Origin of the sequence: Variovorax sp. 679, assembly GCF_003952185.1 — a bacterium.
In the GTDB taxonomy this organism is placed as follows: Bacteria; Pseudomonadota; Gammaproteobacteria; order Burkholderiales; family Burkholderiaceae_C; genus Variovorax.
The window spans coordinates 1-21654 of the sequence record NZ_RXFS01000007.1 but is presented as its reverse complement, the minus strand read 5'-3'; the positions used below and the strand labels follow the sequence as shown (position 1 = coordinate 21654).

General features: G+C 67.1%; 21 protein-coding genes. 10 read left to right on the top strand and 11 right to left on the bottom strand.

What is annotated here, in order from left to right; translation table 11 throughout:
- The first annotated feature begins 9 nt into the window (after positions 1–9).
- From torT to EJO71_RS18470, 5 genes are all read left to right on the top strand, one after another.
- Positions 10–1092: a TMAO reductase system periplasmic protein TorT gene (torT, locus tag EJO71_RS18490; protein WP_125950544.1), complete on the top strand. Its 1083-nt coding sequence runs from the start codon at positions 10–12 to the stop codon at positions 1090–1092.
- An 8-nt stretch (positions 1093–1100) separates the two neighbouring features.
- A complete protein-coding gene (locus EJO71_RS18485) occupies positions 1101–2606 on the top strand; it encodes a sugar ABC transporter ATP-binding protein (protein WP_206169035.1) in 1506 nt (501 codons plus the stop codon).
- Positions 2603–3649, top strand: a complete 1047-nt coding sequence (locus EJO71_RS18480; RefSeq protein ID WP_125950545.1) for an ABC transporter permease — start codon at positions 2603–2605, stop codon at positions 3647–3649. The genes EJO71_RS18485 and EJO71_RS18480 overlap by 4 nt, the downstream gene beginning before the upstream one ends.
- Positions 3650–3693: 44 nt before the next feature.
- A complete protein-coding gene (gene gabT / locus EJO71_RS18475; RefSeq protein ID WP_125950592.1) occupies positions 3694–4956 on the top strand; it encodes a 4-aminobutyrate--2-oxoglutarate transaminase in 1263 nt (420 codons plus the stop codon).
- Positions 4957–5131: 175 nt separating this feature from the next.
- On the top strand, positions 5132–6145 hold the full coding sequence (locus tag EJO71_RS18470) for a hypothetical protein (RefSeq protein ID WP_125950546.1): 1014 nt from the start codon (positions 5132–5134) through the stop codon (positions 6143–6145).
- Here the strand turns inward: EJO71_RS18470 and EJO71_RS18465 are convergent.
- The 7 genes from EJO71_RS18465 to EJO71_RS18435 all read right to left on the bottom strand — a co-directional run bounded on the left by EJO71_RS18465 (position 6136) and on the right by EJO71_RS18435 (position 14784).
- A complete protein-coding gene (locus EJO71_RS18465; protein WP_125950593.1) occupies positions 6136–7386 on the bottom strand; it encodes an AMP-binding protein in 1251 nt (416 codons plus the stop codon). The genes EJO71_RS18470 and EJO71_RS18465 overlap by 10 nt on opposite strands.
- A 149-nt stretch (positions 7387–7535) precedes the next feature.
- Positions 7536–8348: an ABC transporter ATP-binding protein gene (locus tag EJO71_RS18460; RefSeq protein WP_125950547.1), complete on the bottom strand. Its 813-nt coding sequence runs from the start codon at positions 8346–8348 to the stop codon at positions 7536–7538.
- 169 nt (positions 8349–8517) lie between these two features.
- Positions 8518–9849 carry an ABC transporter substrate-binding protein gene (locus tag EJO71_RS18455; RefSeq protein ID WP_125950548.1) on the bottom strand — a complete coding sequence of 444 codons (1332 nt, stop codon included), beginning with the start codon at positions 9847–9849 and terminating at the stop codon, positions 8518–8520.
- 58 nt (positions 9850–9907) lie between these two features.
- Positions 9908–10972 (bottom strand): branched-chain amino acid ABC transporter permease, encoded by a 1065-nt coding sequence (locus EJO71_RS18450; RefSeq protein ID WP_125950549.1) that lies wholly within the window; start codon positions 10970–10972, stop codon positions 9908–9910.
- A 94-nt stretch (positions 10973–11066) separates the two neighbouring features.
- Positions 11067–11996, bottom strand: a complete 930-nt coding sequence (locus tag EJO71_RS18445; protein ID WP_125950550.1) for a branched-chain amino acid ABC transporter permease — start codon at positions 11994–11996, stop codon at positions 11067–11069.
- A gap of 2 nt (positions 11997–11998) precedes the next feature.
- Positions 11999–12832 (bottom strand): ABC transporter ATP-binding protein, encoded by an 834-nt coding sequence (locus EJO71_RS18440; RefSeq protein WP_125950551.1) that lies wholly within the window; start codon positions 12830–12832, stop codon positions 11999–12001.
- Positions 12829–14784, bottom strand: coding sequence for an AMP-binding protein (locus tag EJO71_RS18435; RefSeq protein WP_125950552.1), 1956 nt, complete (start codon positions 14782–14784; stop codon positions 12829–12831). Before EJO71_RS18435 ends, EJO71_RS18440 begins: the two co-directional genes overlap by 4 nt.
- A gap of 84 nt (positions 14785–14868) precedes the next feature.
- Between EJO71_RS18435 and EJO71_RS18430 the strand changes: the two genes are divergently transcribed.
- On the top strand, positions 14869–15633 hold the full coding sequence (locus tag EJO71_RS18430; RefSeq protein WP_125950553.1) for a Crp/Fnr family transcriptional regulator: 765 nt from the start codon (positions 14869–14871) through the stop codon (positions 15631–15633).
- Between the two features lie 11 nt (positions 15634–15644).
- Positions 15645–16115 (top strand): hypothetical protein, encoded by a 471-nt coding sequence (locus EJO71_RS18425; RefSeq protein WP_125950554.1) that lies wholly within the window; start codon positions 15645–15647, stop codon positions 16113–16115.
- Positions 16116–16199: 84 nt separating this feature from the next.
- Here the strand turns inward: EJO71_RS18425 and EJO71_RS18420 are convergent, their stop codons facing one another.
- Entirely contained in the window at positions 16200–17420 is a 1221-nt protein-coding gene (locus EJO71_RS18420; RefSeq protein ID WP_125950555.1) for a type II toxin-antitoxin system HipA family toxin, read from the bottom strand.
- Positions 17410–17691, bottom strand: a complete 282-nt coding sequence (locus EJO71_RS18415; RefSeq protein WP_093196151.1) for a helix-turn-helix transcriptional regulator — start codon at positions 17689–17691, stop codon at positions 17410–17412. The genes EJO71_RS18420 and EJO71_RS18415 overlap by 11 nt, the downstream gene beginning before the upstream one ends.
- Before the next feature lie 168 nt (positions 17692–17859).
- Between EJO71_RS18415 and EJO71_RS18410 the strand changes: the two genes are divergently transcribed.
- Positions 17860–18624, top strand: coding sequence for an SDR family NAD(P)-dependent oxidoreductase (locus EJO71_RS18410; RefSeq protein ID WP_125950556.1), 765 nt, complete (start codon positions 17860–17862; stop codon positions 18622–18624).
- Between the two features lie 19 nt (positions 18625–18643).
- Positions 18644–18901 (top strand): hypothetical protein, encoded by a 258-nt coding sequence (locus EJO71_RS18405; RefSeq protein ID WP_125950557.1) that lies wholly within the window; start codon positions 18644–18646, stop codon positions 18899–18901.
- Positions 18902–18919: 18 nt separating this feature from the next.
- Here EJO71_RS18405 and EJO71_RS18400 read toward each other — a convergent pair whose 3' ends face one another.
- Both EJO71_RS18400 and EJO71_RS18395 read right to left on the bottom strand, forming a co-directional pair.
- The gene (locus EJO71_RS18400) at positions 18920–19927 is read right to left on the bottom strand and encodes an MBL fold metallo-hydrolase (protein WP_125950558.1); all 1008 of its coding nucleotides are present in this window, start codon (positions 19925–19927) and stop codon (positions 18920–18922) included.
- Positions 19928–19987: 60 nt separating this feature from the next.
- Positions 19988–20983 carry a tripartite tricarboxylate transporter substrate binding protein gene (locus tag EJO71_RS18395; protein WP_125950559.1) on the bottom strand — a complete coding sequence of 332 codons (996 nt, stop codon included), beginning with the start codon at positions 20981–20983 and terminating at the stop codon, positions 19988–19990.
- 252 nt (positions 20984–21235) lie between these two features.
- Between EJO71_RS18395 and EJO71_RS18390 the strand changes: the two genes are divergently transcribed.
- The gene (locus EJO71_RS18390; RefSeq protein WP_125950560.1) at positions 21236–21613 is read left to right on the top strand and encodes a VOC family protein; all 378 of its coding nucleotides are present in this window, start codon (positions 21236–21238) and stop codon (positions 21611–21613) included.
- Positions 21614–21654 lie beyond the last annotated feature (41 nt).

Sequence of the window (21654 nt, the reverse complement as noted above, 5' to 3'; positions counted from 1 at the left end):
GAGTTCTTCATGAACAGCTCGCCCCTGCGCGTTTCCCTGATCGCCGGCTCGCTCGCTGCAGCCCTGCTGTGGCACGGCGCAGCCTCCGCCGCCGACTGGTTCCCCTACAAGGCGGAGGCCACCGAGCCCGCCTTCTCGGCCGAGGGCACGAAGAAGCCCATCGACTACACGCCCCTGGCCAAGGCCTCGAAGAAGTGGGACATCTGCGTGTCGTTCCCGCACATGAAGGACGCCTACTGGCTGGGCGTGGACTACGGCGTCATCGAGGAAGCCAGGCGCCAGGGCGTGAAGCTGCAGGTGGCCGACGCGGGCGGCTACACCAACCTGAGCAAGCAGGTCTCCCAGATCGAGGACTGCGTGGCGCGCGGCGCCAACGCGGTGATCATCGGCGCGATCTCGGGCGACGGGCTCAACAACGTCATCAAGGCCACGGCCGCGAAGAAGGTGCCCGTGATCGACCTGGTCAACGGCATCAGCTCGCCCGACCTGTCGGCCAAGTCGCTGGTGTCGTTCTACACCATGGGGCATTCGACCGGCGAATACCTCGCGAAGAAGCACCCGGCCGGCTCGCCGCCGGTGAAGGTGGGCTGGTTCCCCGGTCCCGCCGGCGCCGGCTGGGTCGAGGCCGCGCACAAGGGCTTCATGGACGCGGTCAAGGGCAGCGCCGTAGCGGTGCTCGATCCCAAGTACGGCGACACCGGCAAGGAGGCGCAGGCCAAGCTCGTCGAGGACGTGCTGCAGGGCAACCCCGATCTCGCCTACGTGGCCGGCACGGCAGTGACGGCCGAGGCGGCCACCGGCATCCTGCGCTCGCGCGGCCTCGACAAGAAAGTGCAGGTGCTGTCCTTCTACATGACGCCGGGCGTGTACGAGGGCATCCAGAAGGGCCGCATCGTCGCGTCGCCTGCCGACTCGATGGTGATCCAGGGCCGCATCGCGGTCGACCAGGCGGTGCGCCTGCTCGAGAACAAGGACGTGGTGAAGCACGTCGGCCCGAAGATCTTCGTGGTCGACAGCGGCAACATCAAGACGGTGAAGCTCGACGACATCCTGCCGCCGCCGGGCTTCAAGCCGGTGTTCGAAGTCAAGTAGGCCGGTCGATGCCTGAACTCCTGCTGCAGACCGCCGGGCTCGGCAAACGCTATCCGGGCGTGCTGGCGCTCGATGCGATGGACTTCGAGCTGCGCGCCGGCGAGGTGCACGTGCTGTTCGGCGAGAACGGGGCCGGCAAGTCCACGCTGATCTCGCTGCTGGCCGGCGCCAACGCACCCTCGGCGGGCGAGATCCGCATGCGGGGCGAGCCCGTGAGGTTCGCGACCGTGCACGACGCAAGGCGCCGCGGCATCAGCGCGGTGTTCCAGGAGTTCTCGCTGATCCCCACGCTCTCCGTCGCGCAGAACCTGAGCCTGGGCGAGGAGCCTCGCAAGGGTGGCCTGCTCGACCGCGTGGCAGTGCGCGAGCGGGCCCGCGCGATGCTGGCCGACCTCGGCTTCGGGATCGATGTCGACGCGCCGGTATCGGGCCTCACGCGTGCCCAGCAGCAGATGGTCGAGATCGCCAAGGGCCTGCGCGGCGACGTATCGGTGCTGATCCTCGACGAGCCCACCGCCTCGCTGACCGACACCGAGGCGCAGCGCCTCTTCGAGCTGGTGGCGCGGCTCAAGGCGAGCGGCGTGGGCATCGTCTACATCTCGCACCGCATGCAGGAGATCGCGCAGATCGCCGACCGCATCACGGTGCTGCGCGACGGCCGCAAGGTCACGACCGTGGAAGCCGGCGCGACCAGCGCCGACAGGCTGATCGAGCTGATGAGCGGCCGTGCGATCGAGCAGATCTACCCCCGCATCGCGGCCGACCCGGGCGAGGTGGTGCTGCAGGTCGAGGGGCTGGTCTCGCCCAACGGCGTGCGCGGCGCGAGTCTCACGGTGCGGCGCGGCGAAGTGGTGGGGCTGGCTGGGCTGGTGGGCTGCGGCAAGTCGGAGCTTTTCCGCGCGATCTGCGGGCTCGACCCGGTGACCGGGGGGCGCGTGCTCTTCAAGGGCCAGTTGCGCACCGGCGCGAAGGTGCGCCAGATGCTCGACGAGGGCCTGTTCTACCTGCCTCCCGACCGCAAGGGCGAGGGGCTGGTGCTCGGCTTCAGCTCGCGCGCCAACATCACGCTGCCGCTGGTGCATGGACCATTGCGCGGGCGCGGCGGCTGGCTGCGCAAGCGCCTGGGCCGCCGGCTCTCCACGGCGGCGGCCGAGCGCGTGGAGCTTGCGCCGCGCAACCTCGAGCGGCCGGTGGCGCTGCTCTCGGGCGGCAACCAGCAGAAGGTGCTCTTCGGCAAGGGCATGACGCGCGATGCCGCGCTCTATGTGTTCGACGAGCCCACGGTCGGCGTCGACATCGGCACCCGCAGCGCGCTCTACGAGGTGATACGCAAGCTCTGCGAAGGCGGCGCGGCGGTGGTCGTGATCTCGTCCGACCTGCCCGAGGTGCTGCACCTGAGCCACCGCGTCTACGTGATGTGCCGCGGCGAGATCGCCGGCGAGCTGCAGGGCGATGCAATCGGCGAGACCCGCGTGCTCAACCTGTTCTTCGGTTCCAGCGAAAGAGAGTCATGACTTCGTCCTCCACCGTGGCCGCCAGCGCGGCACCTGCCATCGGCCCCGGCGGCCGTCTCCTCGGGCTGCTGCGCGGCCTGTTCCTGCGCCTCGGCGTGCTGCCCTTCATGCTGGTGATCGCCTTCGCGGTGTTCAGCATGCTGTCGGACCAGTTCCTCACGGTGCAGAACCTCGTGAACCTGCTGCGCCAGTCGGTCTACCTGATCCTGGTGTCGCTGGGCCAGATGCTGGCGCTGGTGACAGGCGGCTTCGACCTCTCGGTCGGCACCGTGATGGCCATCACCTCGGTGGTCTCGGCGCTGGCCATGCAGTACTTCGGCGCGGCCCTGCCCGACGCGACCTGGGTGGTCGTGATCGCCGGCTGCTTCTGCGGGATGCTCGCGGGGCTGACGGTGGGCTTGATCAACGGCATCGGCGTGGCCTTCATCGGAGTGTCGCCCTTCATCGTCACGCTGGGCGTGCAGTCCATCGGCTTCGGCTTCGCGCTGTTCCTCACGGGCGGCGTGCCGGTGTCGGGCATGCCGGGCGAGTTCAGCGAGCTGTTCGGCTTCGGCACGCTGCTCGGCATTCCGATACCGATCCTGGTCACGGCCGTGTGCGTCGCGGGCATGGGCGTGCTCATGGCCCGCATGCCGGCCGGCACGCACCTGCTGGCGGTCGGCGGCAATGCCAAGGCGGCCGCGCTCTCTGGCATCGACACCCGCCGCGTGCTGCTGATGGCCTACCTGCTGTGCGCCGGCCTCGCGGCCGTGAGCGGCCTGCTGCTGACGGCGCGCGTGGAGACCGGCGAAGCCAACCTCGGCGGTACCGTCGCGCTCGAATCCATCGCGGCCTGCGTGATCGCCGGCGTGAGCCTGCGCGGCGGTATCGGCCGGGTGCCGAACGTGGTGATGGGCGCGATCTTCATCGGCCTCGTGCAGAACGGCATGAACCTGGCCAGCGTCGGCTCGTACCTGCAGATGGTGGTGCTGGGCGCGCTGCTGATCGTGGCCGTGGTCGCCGACCAGATCCGCCACCGCATGGTCGCGCCGGGCGGCCATTGAACACGGACAGAAAACACACAAGGAAGGAAACACGCATGACCCTCATGACCAACGCCGCCATCGACGCGCGCCGCATCGCCGCCACGCCGCGCGGCATAGGCATCGGCTTTCCCATCTACGCGGATCGCGCGCTCAACGCCGAGCTGTGGGACGTGGAAGGCCGCCGCTACATCGACTTCGGCTCGGGCATTGCGGTGCTCAACACCGGCCACCGGCATCCGCGCGTGGTCGAGGCGATCCGCGCGCAGCTCGACCGCTTCACCCACACCGCCTACCAGGTGGTGCCGTACGAAAGCACCGTCGCACTGGCCGAGCGCATCAACAGGCTGACGCCCGGCACCCACGCCAAGAAGACGGCCTTCTTCACCACCGGCGCGGAGGCCGTCGAGAACGCCATCAAGATCGCGCGCGCGGCCACCCGCCGGCCCGGCGTGATCGCATTGGGCGGTGGCTTTCATGGCCGCACCTTCATGGGCATGGCGCTCACCGGCAAGGTCGCGCCCTACAAGACCGGCTTCGGGCCTTTCCCCGGCAGCATCTTCCATGTGCCCGCGCCGGTCGCGCTGCATGGCGTGTCGGTCGAGGAGTCGCTGCATGCCATCGAGCGGCTGTTCAAGGCCGACATCGAGCCCGAGCAGGTGGCCGCGATCATCCTGGAGCCGGTGCAGGGCGAAGGCGGCTTCTACGCGGCGCCGCCCCTGTTCGTGCGCGCGCTGCGCCGGATCTGCGACAGCTACGGCATCCTCCTGATCGCCGACGAGATCCAGACCGGCTTCGCCCGCACGGGCAAGTGGTTCGCGATGGAGCATCACGACGTGGTGCCCGACCTCATGACGATGGCCAAGAGCCTTGCCGGCGGCACGCCCCTGTCGGCGGTGTGCGGCAGCGCCGGGGTGATGGATGCTCCCGCGCCCGGCGGGCTCGGCGGCACCTATGCCGCCAACCCGCTGGCCGTTGCGGCGTCGCATGCGGTGCTGGACGTGATCGAGGAAGAACGGTTGTGCGAGCGCGCGCAGGTGCTGGGCGACCGGCTCAAGGCGCGCCTCGAAGGCCTGCGCGCGAGGGTGCCGCAGATCGCCGACGTGCGTGGCCTGGGTGCCATGGTGGCCGTCGAGTTCGCCGGCGCCGATGGCTCGCCCGACCCCGGGTTCGCGAAGCAGGTGCAGGCCCGTGCGCGCGATGCGGGCCTGCTGCTGCTGACCTGCGGCGTGCATGCCAACGTGATCCGCTTCCTCTTTCCGCTGACCATCGAGGACGCCGTGCTCGAAGAGGGGCTCGGCATCCTTGCTTCCGCCCTGCAGGCCTGAGCAACGACCGATCTCCCTGACGCCCGAAGTCGAGCACGTCTGCCTTGCGGGCGCCGACGGCTGGTGGCCGTGCCGCATTCGCGCATCGGGCCTACAGGGGCAACCCGCGTCATCCGATACCCTCGCTTCTTTTTCGCGTGCCACGGCACGTGCCACGAGAAGCGAAAGTATTTCAATGACGGAGCCCTTTCCTCACGAGAGCGGGATCGCGCAGCGCCTGCCGCGCGATCTCGCGCTCGTCACCGTGGTCATCGACATCGCGATGGTGGCGGTCAACATGGCCATCCAGCTCTGGCCCGATTCGCCCGACAGCGAACAACTGCGCAGCGCCTACGCCCTGCCGGGCGTGTGGATACCGATGGTGTTCAGCATCGGCATGGCCTGGGTGCTGGCTGCGGCGCTGGCCTGGAGCCACGGGCGCAACGCGCTCGAGAAGTGGGGCACGCAGAGCGTGGCGGCGCTGCCCCAACCGCGCATCCGCTACGCCGTGGCGTACATCGTGGTGCTGGTGCTGAACTTCCATGCGCTGAGCCCTCTGCTCTACGACCTGCAGCTGCTCTTCATGCCGGGTGGCCGGCTGCACGAGTTCTTCGGATCGCCGTCCATGCGCGCTGCGATGCCGGTGTTCATGTTCCTGCAGTCGATTGCCCAGCTTGTCGTGCTGGCGCTCGGTGTATGGGTCTCGGCCTGGTTCGCGCTGAGGGCGGGGCGCGCCGCGCTCCCCGAGATGCAGCATGACGAAAGCCTCGGCGCTTCGCCGCGCCGCGCGGTGGCGCTGGTGGGGGCCTCGGTGTTCGCGTCGCTGCAGATGTGGATCGGCGCGGCGGTGAGCCGCTGGACCTCCGTGACGCGCGACCTGGACGGCCCCGAACTGCTGGTCGCCTGGGTGCTGCCGCCTCTGGCGGCGTTCGCGCTGGCGTTCTGGGGCGGCTGGCTGGGCGCCGCGCCGGTGGTCTCGCGCGTGCGGCCTTTCAGGGCCGTGGGTGCCGCCGTGCTGACGTTCGTGCTGGTGCAGGTGGGCTGCGTCGCCTTCATGCTGTTGTGGCTGATGCTGGCGGTGTGGCTGCACGGCTTCAACAGCGCGGGCAGCCTCGTGAGCTTCGTGGCGGCGCTGGTGCTGATCTACTCGATGCTCGTGGTCGTGCTTACACGCGTCACCACGCGCGTGCTGTACCGCCGCTACTTGTAGCTGCGCGCGTCCTCGATCACCTTGCCGTCGTTGGGCAGTTCGCCCGCGCCCGCGACGACGACCTCGCCGCGCAGCTTGGTCACTTCGCGGATCACCGCGCTCACGCGGGCCTCGATGCCTTCGGGCGCCGTGCCGGCGCATTCGAGCCGCAGCGTCATCCTGTCGTCGCCCATCTCGCCCGACACCACGAGCCGCGCGCGTTGCACTTCGGGAAAGCGGCGGACGATCTCCGCCACCTGCGAGGGGTGCACGAACATGCCGCGCACCTTGGTGGTCTGGTCGGCGCGGCCGAGCCAGCCCTTGATGCGCTTGTTGGTGCGGCCCGTGGGGCAGGTGCCCGCGAGCACAGCGGAAAGATCGCCGGTGCCGAAGCGCACCAGCGGGTAGTCGGGGTTGAAGGTGGTGACGACGATCTCGCCGACTTCGCCATCGGGCACCGGGTCGCCGGTGCCGGGCCGCACGATTTCGACCAGCACGCCCTCGTCGAGCACCAGCCCTTCACGCGCGCTGGTCTCGTAGGCGATGAGGCCCAGGTCGGCGGTGGCATAGCACTGCGTGCCCTTCACACCGCGCGCGGCGATCCAGTCGTGCAGGCTCGGCGGAAAGGCTTCGCCGGAGACGAGCGCCTTGGTGAGCGAGGGCAGCTTCAGGCCTTTTTCTTCGGCCTTCTCCAGCAGGATCTTGAGGAAGCTCGGCGTGCCCGCATAGCCTTCGGGCTTCAGGTCGACCATGGCTTCGAGCTGCTGCTCGGTCTGGCCGGTGCCGCCCGCCAGCACAGTGCAGCCCAAGGCTCGCGCGCCGCATTCCATGATCGAGCCGGCGGGAGTCATGTGGTAACTGAAGCTGTTGTGGATGAGCTCGCCGCTGCGAAAGCCAGCCGCATGCAGGGCGCGTGCGGTGCGCCAGTAGTCGCGCGCTTCGCCTTCCGGCTCGTAGATGGTGCCGGGGCTCGCGAACACGCGCGGCATGCGCGGGCCGCGCACGATCGAGGAGAAGCCGCCGAAGGGGTCGTCGGCGCGGCGCGCCTTCTGCAGGTCGAGCAATTCCGATTTGCGCGTGACCGGTAGTTTCGCGAGCGCCTCGCGCGTGGTGACGTCGGCGGGCTTCACGCCGTCGAGGATCTTCGCGAACGCGGGGGCTGCCGTCTGTGCCTGCGCGATCTGCTTCGGCAGCGCGGCCAGCAGGTCGCGTTCGCGTTCGGCGGGGTCTCGGATCTCGAGCTTGTCGTAGTGGTCGGTCATGTCCGTACCCTTCATCTTTCAGTTCTGTTCAAGGCGCTCAACTTGCTCTTTCAGGAATACCGCGGAACCGGCTTTGCCGGGCCGCTGGTATTGCCCCCGGCGAGGGGGAAGGCGCGCGCGACACGAAGTGCGCGAAGACTGGGGGAGGGTCAAGCCAGCCAACGCTTGCGCCGCTTGTAGCTCTTCACGTCGCGGAAGCTCTTGCGGTCCGCGCCGCCCACGCCAAGGTAGAACTCCTTCACGTCCTCGTTCTCGCGCAGGCTCTTCGCCTCGCCGTCCATCACGATGCGGCCGTTCTCCAGGATGTAGCCGTAGTCGGCATAGCGCAGCGCCATGTTGGTGTTCTGCTCGGCCAGCAGGAAGGTCACACGCTCCTTGGCGTTGAGGTCCTTCACGATCTCGAACACTTCTTCCACGATCTGCGGCGCGAGGCCCATCGAGGGCTCGTCGAGCAGCACCATGCTCGGGTTGGCCATCAGCGCGCGGCCGATGGCGCACATCTGCTGCTCGCCGCCCGATGTGTAGGCCGCCTGCGAGGTGCGTCGCGTCTTCAGGCGCGGGAAGTACGCATACACCTTCTCCAGCGTCTGCTGCACAGCGGCCTTGCCGTCGGTGCGCGTGTAGGCGCCGGTCATCAGGTTCTCCTCGATGGTCAGGTGCGCGAAGCAGTGGCGGCCTTCCATCACCTGGATCAGGCCGCGCTTCACCAACTCGGCCGGGGACAGCGCCTCGATGCGCTCGCCGCGCAGCTCGATGGTGCCCTTGGTGACCGCGCCGCGTTCGCCCGCGAGCAGGTTGCTCACCGCGCGCAGCGTGGTCGTCTTGCCCGCGCCGTTGCCGCCGAGCAGCGCCACGATGCCGCCGTCAGGCACGGTCAGCGACACGCCCTTGAGCACCAGGATCACGTGGTTGTAGATGACCTCGATGCCGTTGACGTCGAGGAGGATTTTGGATTCGCTCATGGTGTGGTCCGAAGCATTTGAAAAAACAAAAACATCGTTCTTTCAGATGCCCGCTCGGCCCGCCTCCCTTCGGGGAACACCGCGGAACCGGCTTTGCCGGGCCGCAGGTGTTGCCCCCTGCAAGGGGGTGGGCGAAGCGACACGAAGTGCGTGCAGCCTGGGGGTTAGCTCAAGATTGGCAATCCGCCGCTTCGCGGCGGGTCAGCTTCTTCTCGCCCGCGTACTTGTCGGCGGCGGTCTTCACCATCGGCTTGATGATCTGTTCGTCGGCCTGGTACCAGTCGGACATGTCGCCCCACTTCGCACCGTCCCAGGTATGGACGCGCGCCCAGGTCGAGCCCATGTGGTCCTGGCACGAGGTGCTCACCGGACGCATCACGCCCGAGAAGCCCAGCGCATCGAGCTTCTTCTGGTCGAGCGCGAGGTTCTCCATGCCCCAGCGCACCTGCTCGCCGGTCATGACCTTGCCCTTGCCGAAGCGCTCCTGCGCGCGCTTCACGGCCTCGACGGTCAGCATCTGGATGATCACGCCGCGCGTGTAGAGCACCGAGCCCACTTCGTCCTTCGGACCCGTGCCCTGGCCCTTCTCGTGCACCTGCTTCAGGATGTCCTGGATCACCTTGGGCTGCGTGCCCGAAGTGTTCAGCGCCAGCGCGTGATAGCCCTTGGCGTTGGCGCCCACGTCCTTCACGTCGGGCTCGGCACCGGCCCACCACACGCCGTACATCTTCTCGCGCGGGTAGCCGGTGGCCACGGCTTCCTTCAGGGCGGTGGAGTTCATCACGCCCCAGCCCCACAGCAGGACGAAGTCGGGGCGCTGCTGGCGCACCTGCAGCCAGGCCGACTTCTGCTCCACGCCCGGTGCGGTCACCGGGATCAGCGAGAGCTCGAAGCCGTTCTGCTTCGCACGTTCCTGCAGCAGCGGGATCGGCTCCTTGCCGAACGGCGAGTCGTGGTACACGAGGGCGATCTTCTTGCCCTTGAGCTTGTCCATGCCGCCTTCGGTCTTGCCGATGTGCTGGATCAGGATGTCGGCCGCGGTCCAGTAGGAGCCCATCAGCGGGAAGTTCCACTTGAAGACGCCGCCGTCCTGCGAGGCGGCCAGGCCGTAGCCCAGCGTGATCAGCGGGATCTTGTCGGTCGGCACCTTGTCGGTCAGCGCGAAGGTGATGCCGGTGGCCTGCGGGTCGAAGAGCGCCACGCCCGGGCGGCCCTTCAGGCGCTCGTAGCATTCGACGCCCTTGTCGGTGGCGTAGCCGGTCTCGCACTCCTCGTACGAGATCTTCACGCCGTTGATGCCGCCGGTCGCGTTGACCAGCTTGATGTAGTCCTGCTTGCCGTTGGCCCACGGCGTGCCGTTGGGGGCATAGGGGCCCGTGCGATACACCAGCAGCGGGAAGAACTGCTCCTTGGCCTGTGCCTGCGCGAGCGATGGCGCGAGCAGGGCGCCGAGGGTGCTGGCCACCAGGGCGGCGGTCAGAGCGAGCGATTTCAGTTTCATGCCTGTCTCCTTTGTGGGCACCTCGGTGCCGGGTTTTTTACGAACGGGAACTCGTCAATCAATGAGGGAAGGGCCACAGCCGCAGCTTTTCCTTGGCCGTGGACCACAGCCGCGCGAGGCCGTGCGGCTCGACGATCAGGAAGAACACGATCAGCGCGCCGAAGATCATGGTTTCCAGGTGCGATGCCAGCGCGGTCGAAATCGAGAAGCCCAGCCAGCCCGGCAACTGGTTCAGCAGCAGCGGCAGCAGCACGATGAAGGCGGCGCCGAAGAAGCTGCCCATGATCGAGCCGAGCCCGCCGATGATCACCATGAACAGCAGCTGGAACGAGCGGTCGATGCTGAACGCAGCCGGTTCCCACGCGCCCAGGTGCACGAAGCCCCACAGCGCGCCGGCCACGCCGACGATGAAGCTGCTCACCGCGAAGGCCGTGAGCTTGGCGTACACCGGTCGGATGCCGATCACCGCGGCTGCCACGTCCATGTCGCGCATCGCCATCCACTCGCGGCCGATGGCGCTGCGCACCAGGTTCTTCGCCAGCAGCGCGAACACCGACACGAAGATCAGGCAGAACAGGTACTTCTGTGCCGGCGATTCGATGGGCACGCCGAACACGTTGAGCCCCGCCACACTCACCGAACCGGAAGACGAATTGTTGGTGAACCACTGGATGCGCAGGAAGGCCCAGTCGGTGAAGAACTGCGCCGCCAGCGTGGCCACCGCCAGGTAGAGCCCCTTGATGCGCAGGCTCGGAATGCCGAACAGCACGCCGATCACCGTGGCGCACAGTCCGCCCAGCAGCAGCGAGGCAATCAGCGGCATGCCGTCGATGCGCACCTGGAAGTTGTAGGCTGCGTAGGCGCCCACCGCCATGAAGGCGCCGGTGCCCAGCGAGATCTGGCCGCAGTAGCCCACGAGGATGTTGAGGCCCAGTGCCGCGAGCGACAGGATCAGGAAAGGCGTGAGGATGGCGCGCATCCAGTAGTCGGACACGCCCAGCGGCACCACCACGAAAGCCACGAGCAGCAGCACCAGGATTGCGAGGCGGTCCTGCGCGATCGGGAAGATCTGCTGGTCGGCGCGGTAGCTCGACTTGAATTGGCCGTTTTCTCTGTAGAACATTTTCAGACCCGATCGATGATCTTTTGGCTCCGGCCCGCTTCGCTTGACTTGCTTCGCAAGTTAGCCTGCACCGAAAAATTGTTGATCTCGTATTTCATACGCGATCAATAATTTTTTCGCCGAAGAGGCCTTGCGGACGGACCAGCAGGAACACCAGCGCGAGAACGTAGGCAAACCAGATCTCGATGCCGCCGCCGAACATCGGCCCGAGATAGATTTCGGACAGCTTCTCGCCCACGCCGATCAGCAGGCCGCCGATGATGGCGCCCGGGATCGAGGTGAGACCACCGAGGATCACCACCGGCAGCGCCTTCAGCGCCACCAGCGACAGCGAGAACTGCACGCCCAGCTTCGACCCCCAGATGATCCCGGCCACCAGCGCCGAGAAGCCGGCCACCGACCACACGATCACCCAGATGCGCTTGAGCGGAATGCCGATGGACTGCGCGGCCTGATGGTCGTCGGCCACCGCGCGCAGGGCGCGGCCGGTGGCGGTCTTCTGGAAGAAGATGGCCAGCACCACCACCAGCCCCGCCGCCACCAGCGCGGCGATCAGGTCTTCCTGGCTCAGCAGAAGGCCGCCCTGGAAGGTGTTCTGCAGCACCATCAGCGGCTCCTTGGGCATGCCCACGTCGATCTTGTAGATATCGTTGCCGAAGATGGTCTGGCCCACGCCGTCGAGGAAGTAGGCGATGCCCAGCGTGGCCATCAGCAGCGTGATGCCTTCCTGGTTCACGAGCTTGCTGAGCGCCAGCCGCTCGATGAGCCAGGCCACGACGATCATCACCGCCATGGCGGCGATGAAGGCCAGGATGTTCGCGAGGATCTGGCTCTGGAAGCCGAACCACAGCGGGAACCACTCCGAGAAGCGCGCCATGGCGAGCGCCGCAAAAAGCACCATCGCGCCCTGCGCGAAGTTGAAGACGCCCGAGGCCTTGTAGATCAGCACGAAGCCGATGGCGATCAGCGAATAGAGCATGCCGACCATGAGGCCGCCAAACAGGGTTTCAAGAAAAAAGCCCATGCTCAATGCTCCACGCCGAGGTATGCCCGGATCACGTCTTCGTTGTTCCGGACTTCATCCGGCGTTCCGTCGCCGATCTTCTTGCCGTAGTCCAGCACCACCACGCGGTCGGAGATGTCCATCACCACGCCCATGTCGTGCTCGATCAGCACGATGGTCGCGCCGAACTCGTCGTTCACGTCGAGGATGAAGCGGCTCATGTCCTGCTTCTCTTCCACGTTCATGCCGGCCATGGGTTCGTCCAGCAGCAGCACCTGCGGCTCCATCGCGAGCGCGCGGCCGAGGTCGACGCGCTTCTGCAGGCCGTAGGGCAGGCGGCCCACGGGTGTCTTGCGGTGCGCCTGGATCTCGAGGAAGTCGATGATGTGCTCGACGAACTCGCGGTGCTGCAGTTCCTCGCGCTCGGCGGGGCCCCAGCGGAAGGCCTGGGCCAGCAGCCCGCTCTTCATCTTGAGGTTGCGCCCGGTCATGATGTTGTCGAGCACGCTCATGCCCTTGAAGAGGGCCAGGTTCTGGAATGTGCGCGCCACGCCCATCTCGGCCACCTGGCGCGAATTCATGTGCCTGAAGGTCTGGCCGCGGAAGGTGATGGAGCCCTGCTGCGGCTGGTAGACGCCGTTGATGCAGTTCAGCATCGAGCTCTTGCCCGCGCCGTTCGGCCCGATGATGGCGCGCACTTCATGCTCGCGCACATTGAAGCTGATGTCCGTCAGCGCCTTCACGCCGCCGAAGCTCAAGCTGATGTTCTGCACGTCGAGGATGACCTCGCCGTCTTTGCGGCCGCCTCGAGTCGTTGTTGCAAGCATGGATGCCTCGGTGAGGTTGTGCGCGTTCATGCGGCCGCCCTGATCAACGGAAAGCGCTTCGCATCGACGATCTTCAGCGTGGCGCTCACCGAGCCCGTGCGTCCGTCCTCGAACTTGACCTGGGTCTCGATGAACTGCTCGGCCTTGCCGCCATAGAGCGCATCGACCAACACCGCGTACTTGTCGGCGATGAAGCCGCGGCGCACCTTGCGCGTGCGGGTCAGCTCGTCGTCGTCGGGGTCGAGCTCCTTGTGCAGCACGAGGAAGCGCGAGATCTGCGTCTCGCCCATGCCGTCCTCGGCGGCGAGGTCGGCGTTCACCTTGGCGATGCACTCGGCCACCAGCGCCAGCACGTCGGGCTTGCCTGCCAGGTCGACGTAGCCGCCGTAGGCCAGGCCCCTGCGCTCGGCCCAGTTGCCCACTGCCTCGAAGTCGATGTTGATGGCCGCGCACACTTCGTCGCGGCCGTTGCCGAAGCACACGGCCTCCTTGATCTGCGGGAAGAACTTGAGCTTGTTCTCGATGTAGTTGGGCGCGAAGATCGCGCCGCCCACGAGCCGGCCCACGTCCTTCGCGCGGTCGATGATGCGCAGGTGCCCTTCGCTGTCGAGCACGCCCGCGTCGCCGGTGTGGAAGTAGCCGTTGGCGTCGAGCACCTCGGCGGTGGCGTCGGGGCGCTTGTAGTACTCCTTGAGCACCGACACGCCGCGCACCAGCACCTCGCCGTCGTCGGCGATCTTCAGCTCGATGCCCGGCGCGGCCGTGCCCACGGTCTGCAGCTTGACCTTGCCGTCCTGCTGCAGGCACACGTAGGCGCAGGTCTCCGTCTGGCCGTAGAACTGCTTGAGGTTGACGCCGATGGAGCGGTAGAAGCGGAACAGGTCGGGCCCGATGGCGGCGCCCGCGGTGTAGGCCACGCGGATGCGGCTCATGCCCAGCACGTTGCGCAGCGGGCCGTAGATCAGCAGGTCGCCCAGGCGGTACATGAGGCGGTCGCGCATGCCTACCGGCGCGCCGTTGAGGATGTCCGCGCCCACGCGCTGCGCCAGCGCCATGAATTTCGCGTACAGCCAGCGCTTCGGAGCGGCCGCGTCCTCCATGCGGATCGACACGGCCGTCAGCAGCCCCTCGAAGGTGCGCGGCGGGCCGAAGTAGTAGCTCGGGCCGATCTCGCGCATGTCGTTCATCACCGTCTCGCTCGACTCGGGGCAGTTGAGCGTGAAGCCGCCCACCAGCCACTGCGCCACAGAGAACAGGTGGTCGCCCACCCACGCCATCGGCAGGTAGCTCATGATGTTGTCGCCGGGGCCGAGCCTGTCGGTCTCGACGCCACCGCGGCCCGCCGCGATGAAGCTCGCATGCGTCTGGCACACGCCCTTGGGGCGGCCGGTGGTGCCCGAGGTGTAGAGGATCACGCCCACGTCGGTGGCCTCGCCGCCGGCCACCGCGCGGTCGTAGTAGCCGACGTTGCTCTTGTCGAACTCGCGGCCCAGTGCGCGCAGCTGCTCGTAGCTCATGAGCCCGGGCTGGTCGTAGTGGCGCAGGCCCTTGGGGTCGTCGTAGATGATGTAGCGGATGCCCGGCTGCTTGCCTTGCTGGATCTCGCGGCACTCGAGCAGCTTGTCGACCTGCTCCTGGTCCTCGACGATCACGAATTCGATGCCGGCGTCCTGCAGCATGAAGACCATCTCGCCGGCCACCGCGTCCTGGTACAGCGGCACCGGCACGCCGCGCAGGCTCTGCGCCGCGACCACCGCCATGTACAGGTGCGGCCGGTTGGCGCCGACGATGGCCAGGTTGTCGAAGGGCCTGAAGCCCAGGCTCGCGAGACCGCAGGCCATTTCGCGCACTTCCTGCGCCACGGCGTTCCAGGTCCAGGTTTGCCAGATGCCGAGATCCTTCTCGCGCATGGCGGGCGCCTCGGGTTGGGCCTCGGCATGCGCGAGCAGCAGACGGGGGAAGGTGGGGGCGGTTGTTTGCACAGTGGGCGGATCGTAGGACTCACTTTGACGCCCGGTTGTCGTTCCAACGACAATCCTAGGGACACTACTCCCCGGAGTTTCCCGATGCCTCACGGCAATCCCAACCACAACAGCGCGCTCGGCGGTTCGTCCATCAGGGACCGCGTGCGCCCCGCCAATGCCGCGGAGCTCGAAGGCATTCCCTGGCTGCCCAGGCTCACGCCCGCCGAGCGCCGCCGCGCCGAGGCCGCGCTGGTGGTCGGCGAGGCCGAACCCGGCGACCTGGTGTGCCGCGTGGGCCGCTCGCCCACCTACTGGTTCGGCGTGGTCGAAGGGCTGCTGAAGATGAGCAACGACAACGCCGACGGCGGCTCCGTCACCTACACCGGCGTGCCGCCGGGCGGCTGGTTCGGCGAAGGCACGGTGATGAAGCGCGAGCCCTACCGCTACAACATCCAGGCGCTGCGGCGCAGCCTGATCGCGGGCCTGCCGACCGAGAGCTTCCACTGGCTGCTGGACCACTCCATCGGCTTCAACCGCTTCGTGATGAACCAGCTCAACGAGCGGCTGGGCCAGTTCATCGCGGCGCTGGAGATCGACCGGCTCAACAACCCCGACGCGCGGGTGGCGCGCAACCTGGTGTCGTTGTTCAACCCGGTGCTGTATCCGGGCGTGGGCGAAGTCCTGCGAATCACGCAGCAGGAGCTGGCCTACCTGGTCGGCCTCTCGCGCCAGCGCGTGAACGAAGCGCTGAACGGCCTGTCGGCGCAGGGCCTGATCCGCGTGGAGTACGGCGGGCTGCGCGTGCTCGACCTGCCGGGCCTGCGCGCGACCGCGATGTCGAACAACAAGAAGAGCGCCACGGCGTAAACGGAAAGAACATGACCCTCAAAGACCAGCTCCTGGTGGTGCCCGCGAATGCGGAAGCAGCCTTCGTCCCTCCGCCGGCCGAGGCTCCTCCGAAGGCGAAGGCGGAAGACGCCGGCCCGACGCTCGAAGAAGCCATCGAGCGCAACGAGGCGCTGGCGAAAAAGCTCGATGCACTCAATGAAGTGCTGGCCAGGCCGCTCAACGAGATCCTTGCCGACCGCGAGAAGGCGGAAGAGGCCGCGCTCGCGTGGGACCGCTTCGGCGCGATGTGGATGCTCTCGCAGCGCGCAATGCGGCGCGTGGCGCTCGACCTTGCGGCGCAGCTCGGCGTGAGCGAGGAAGAAGTCGTCGCGCGTGCGATGGCGAACGCCAACGCGGTGCTCAACGGCGCGGACGAGGTCGACCTGGGCGGCAGTGTCGCGCCGGCGCAGATGCAGCACATCGCGCGGCATCGCAACTTCCTGCGCAAGCAGTTCCGCTAGAGGCTGGAGATCTTGTCCGCGAACAACTGACTGGCAGCACCGGCTTCCGGTGTTCGAACAGGCGAGCCCGATGCATCCGGAGATCTACCGCGCCTTGGCGTAGATCACCCCGTCGGCCCACGTGTCTCGCATCTTCTCCAGCAGGTCTTTCGGGATTCGCTGGTCACGGCCCGCCTGGTCCAGCGTCTTGCGCATCCCCTCGGCGATGCGCGCGAGAACGAGCGCGGGCTTTGCGACCCCGCATACCTTGCTGCCGAACAGCAGCAGTTCCTCGGTAGTCGGATAGGCTTTCGTGTGGCCCTTGCCGGCGAAGAGCTTGAGCGCCAGTGTGCGATCTTCCAGCTCGGGCCCGCCTTCATAGCGCGTGTACCTGTAGATCGCGGTGGTCACCACATCGAACATCGGCGCCAGGCGGCAGTCCGCCGTCGAGGTGTAGAGCAAGCCGTAGTTCTTGAGGTGGCCGTCGCCGTTGCGCACCATCACGCTGAATGCCACCTGCTCGAAGAAGCGCTCGAGGTTTTCGCTGGGCAGTTGAAGGTACTGCATCAGCTCGGCGATGCGCTGGTAGCTCCCGTGGTATTTCCGATCGGATTGGATGTCGCGAACCCGAAGGTTCATCAACGCCGCGATGTCCTCGAAACCGATGCGAGATCCGTCCGCCGCGATGTCGAACCGGTCGACCAGCAGCAGTTGCCCATCGTCCGAGAGGTCGAACGTGGGCGTCTCGATGCCGGCGTGGCCGGCGGCCGTCAGGCACATGAACTCGTTGGCCGACAGGCCCGGATAGGACGGTGCGGCGGCCTTCACGATGATCGTGGGCACCGGGAGGGTGACCCGATCCGGCACCATGATCTTCGGCTGCATGCCGGCAATGCCTGCGCCCGTGCTCAGGTACGCCCTTACCAGCTCGTCGAACACCTCGGGCGTGTAGCGGGTCCCTAGCAAGGTCTTGCGGTCGATGATCCGAGGCGCCGCGAGTGGCTGCGCCCCCGGCAGCCGGAAGCCCAGCCGTCCGATGCCGTTGGCCCCGACCACTGCGAGCAGGTGCATCGGCGTGAGCTGCTGCTTGGGAAACATCGCCCGCAGGCGCAGGTACAGGTCGCCTTCGGGCAGGTTCTGATCCATGACTGCGAAGAGGTCACCGTCCTGGTACGTCGGCCGGGTCGGCGGCATGAGCAGCGCGACCGAGGGCTGATCCGCACGGCCGTCGAGATACCGGAACTCGTAGACCGAGTGTCTGAGCAGCTGGCCGGCCGACGCGCCGGCGATCTCGACGTCGAGTTGCTTGATCTTTTCAGGAAGCATCGTCGTCATCCTGTCCGAAGCGCTCCGTGACTTCCTCCAGCGTCGGCATGCCCAGACGCTCCAGACGGATCGTGAGATCCATGGCGCGCAGGATGTCGAAGAGCGAGGCGAGGGTGATGTCTTCCCCTCGTTCCAGGCGGTAGAGAACGTTGCGCGCGCGGCCTGAACGCGAGGCGATGTCGGTCGCCTTCAGGCGGCCTTCTTTTCGCGCGCGCTGGATGGCCTGTCCAAGCTCGATGGGAAGTCGGATTTTGTCCTTCATGCGCCACATTTTGGATATGGAAGAAGAATTTGTCCATTTATAAGGACACTCTTCCGCGTCCTTCAGCTACAGCTACCGGGCTTCATGAGACAGCGGCCGGTTCAACCGCAGCTTCCACCGAGCCTCTGCACATCGCCTAAGCTCACGGTCTTTCTTTCTGTCTCCACCGCAATCTTCATGTCCACCTCCCACCTCACCCTCATCACCGGCGCCTCGCGCGGCCTGGGCCAGGCCATGGCCGAACAGCTGCTGCAGGCCGGCCACACGGTGATCGGCATTTCGCGCAAGCAGTCCCCGGCGCTGGCCGAAGCGGCAAAGGCCGCCGGTGCCGAGCTCACGCAATGGGAGCAGGACCTGTCCGACCCCGTGGCCGCAGCCGAGCGCCTGTCTGCCTGGCTGAAGACCGTCGACGCGCAGCGCTTCGACAGCGTCACGCTCATCAACAACGCCGGCACGGTCGGCAACCCGGCGCCGCTGTCGCGCGCTGTGGAAGCAGAGCTCTCGCTGGCCCTGCGCATCGGCCTCGAAGCCCCGATGCTGCTGACGGCTGCGTTCCTCGGCGCCACGCGCGAATGGCGCGGCGCTCGCAAGGTGCTGAACATCTCCTCGGGCCTGGGCCGCAACGCCATGGGCAGCCAGGCGCCCTACTGCGCGGCGAAGGCCGGCATGGACCACTTCTCGCGCGCCGTGGCGCTCGAGGAGGCGAATGCGCCGAACGGCGCGCGCATCGTCTCGCTCGCGCCGGGCGTGATCGACACCGACATGCAGGTGCAGTTGCGCGGCGCATCGGCCGAGAAGTTTCCGGACCGCACGCGCTTCGAGAAGATGAAGAACGAAGGCATGCTCGACAGCCCCGCCTCGGCGGCGGCCAAGGTGCTGAAGTACCTGGCGCGCGCGGACTTCGGCGCGAAGCCCGTGGCCGACGTGCGCGATCCGGATTGATCGGAAAGCGAGCATTCCCATGGCAACCGCACAGGCCATCGACACCGGCGAGTACAAGCTCTTTCCCTCGCCGCGCAACGTGCACCGCATCGTGTTCGCGCACCAGGTGTTCGTGCCTTACCCCTATGCGCTGATCGTGATGGACGAGTTCGGCTTCGCGGGGCGCTACAGCCTGTTCTCGGCCTGCCGCATGAGCGACGGGAAGATGGGGCAGGTGGTGACGTTCGAGCAGGAGTCGGACGTCGCCGTCTTCAACGCCAAGTTCGTGCCGGACTGAGTCCGGCACCCGCTCAGCTCACTGCATCGCGAACCTGTCGCGCTGAGCCTGCGCGCATTCGCCCATCACGTTCAATGCGCGTTCCACCGTGGGCGTGCCCATCACGAAGGGATTCGGGGCGCCAGCGGGCTGCTGCCGCAGTGCGGCCATCTTGGCCTGCGAGCTGTCGACGTTCGAATGGTTCGACAGCATCACGTCGACGTTCTGCGCCTTCACCCGCGAGTCCATGCGCTTCGTGGACGCGATGTAGCTGTCCAGCCGCGGCACGTCCTTGCCGAAGTTGAAGCCCGTGCCACCCCAGAGCATGGCGCGATGCTTCCTGCCGTTCTCGCTCACGTCGAACACCGGCGAGAGCGTGCCCATGGTGTGGCCCGGCGTGAGGTAGAGCGTGACGGTGGTGTCGCCCAGGGTGACGCGGTCGCCGTCCTTCACCGAGATGTCTCGCTTGGGCGGCGCGCCCCAGATGGGCGTGGCGAACTCCAGCTTCGTCTCGGTCATGGTCCAGTCGAGATCGCTCATCACCACGCGCGCCCGGTACTTCTGCGCGAGGTACGGCGCACCGCCGTAGTGGTCGCCGTGGCCGTGCGTGACGATCACGTACCTGATCTGCGCCGGGTCGAGGCCCAGCTTGCGCATGCCGCCTTCGATCAGCGCGGCGGCTTCCACCTGGTTGTTGAGCGCATCGATGAGGATGATGCCGTCCGATGTCTTGATGGCCCAGGCGCTGACCCAGTCGGCACCCACGAAGTAGAGGTTGTCGAAGGCCCTGGCGGGCGGCGGCGCGGGCTTGTTGATGAGCAGCGGGAGGCCCTTGTCGAGCTCCTCCTGCGGCGGTCGCGTGGCGGGAGCGGGCTTGCACAGCGAGAGCAGCGGCCCGAGGTCGGTGCCCGCGGCCTTCGTGGCTGCCGCGACGTGAGCGGCGACGGTCGTGTCGGAGGGCTTCTGCGCAGGCGTCTGGGCGCAGCCCTGGACGAGGGCGACAGCCGCCGCCAGGGCGGCCGTCTTCAGGGAAAGGGAAGGAACCATCGGTGTCTCCGCGCCGTCGCTGCGGCCTGTTCTGGGGACACCATTCTGCGGCGCGTGGCCTTATTCGATTGTCGCGCCCGAGGCTTGCACGATGCCCTTCCACTTCTCGTAGTCGGTCTTCAGCAGCTTGCCGAACTGCTCGGGCGTCATGCTCTGCGGTTCGGCGCCCTGGGCAATGATGGCCGCCTTCATCTCGGGCGTGGCCAGCAGCTTGTTGACTTCGGCATTCAGTGCCGTCACCACGTCCTTCGGCGTGCCCGCCGGCACGAAGATGCCGTACCAGGTGCTCACGTCGAAGTCCTTGTAGCCCAGCTCGGCCACGGTGGGCGTGTCGGGCAGCGAGGTGCTGCGCTTGGCCGACGTGACCGCCAGCGGCCGAAGCTTGCCGGCCTTGATCTGCGCCATGGCCGAGGGCACCGACGACACCATCAGGTCGACGTTGCCCGCGAGCACGTCCATCATGGCCGCGTTGGAGCCCTTGTAGGGCACGTGGCGCATCTTGATCTTGGCGGCGCCATTGAAGATCTCGCCGGCCAGGTGGATGGTGGTGCCGTTGCCGGGCGAGCCGTAGGTGACGGTGTCAGGCGCGGCGCGCGCGGCCTTCACCACGTCGTCGAGCGTCTTGAACTTCGAGTTGGCCTGCGTGACGATCACCACCGGCGTGTAGGCCACGTGAGCCACGGCCGTCAGGTCCTTCACGGGGTTGTAGCTCAGGCTCTTGTAGAGCCAGGGCGCGACGACCATGTTGTCCTTCTGGCCCATCACGATGTCGTAGCCCGTGGGCGCGGCGCGCGCGGCCTCGGCGATGCCGATGGTGCCGCCGGCGCCGGCGCGGTTGTCGGGCACCACGGTCCAGTGGTTCACCTCGGTGAGCTTCTGGGCCACCAGGCGCGCCAGGATGTCGGTGCCGCCCCCGGGCGGGAAGGGCACGACCATGCGGATGGGCTTGGCGGGGTAGGTCGCGGTCTGCGCGTGGGCGGTGGCCGTGAGGGCCAGGGGGAATGCCAGCGTGAATGCCAGCGAGGTGGCCAGCTTGCCGAGGTGTCTGCGGATCATGGGTTGTCTCTTTGTCGGAGTCGATTCGGGGTTGCAGTCGTTGCCGTCGTCACTGCACCGGGGGTGCAGTGTGCCGGAAGCCGCATAAGAAGGATTTCTTCATTTGCGATGGGGCACGTCTCGACTTGCGGGGTGTCATTTTCCGATGCCTTGACAGGGCCTCGTCCGACGCGAATACTGCACCGCATGGTTGAGTATTTTTGGCAAGCCCGGCGCCGTTCGATGGCACGTCGGGTCTGGAAGGAGACTCGCATGCTCGGAAACATCAACGCGGTGGCCAACCTGGCGGTGAAAGACCTCGCCGCGGCTCGCCGCTTCTACGAAGACACGCTGGGCCTGTCGCAGGTCGATGCGGAGGGAGACGAGGTCATCGTCTACCGCAGCGGCAGCACGCGCATCAACGTGTACCGCTCGGCATTCGCGGGCACCAACCAAGCCACGGCCGTGACGTGGTCGGTCGACGGCGACATCGAGCGCATCGTGGACGCCCTGAAGTCCCGGGGCGTGCGCTTCGAGCACTACGACATGCCCGACACGAAGCTGGTGGGCGACCTCCATGTCATGGGCGACATGAAGGTCGCGTGGTTCAAGGACCCTGACGGGAACATCCTGAACCTGATCAACGACTGAGCGGCAAAAGCCGCTCGAGCGATCAGCCGAAGTTCTTCGCG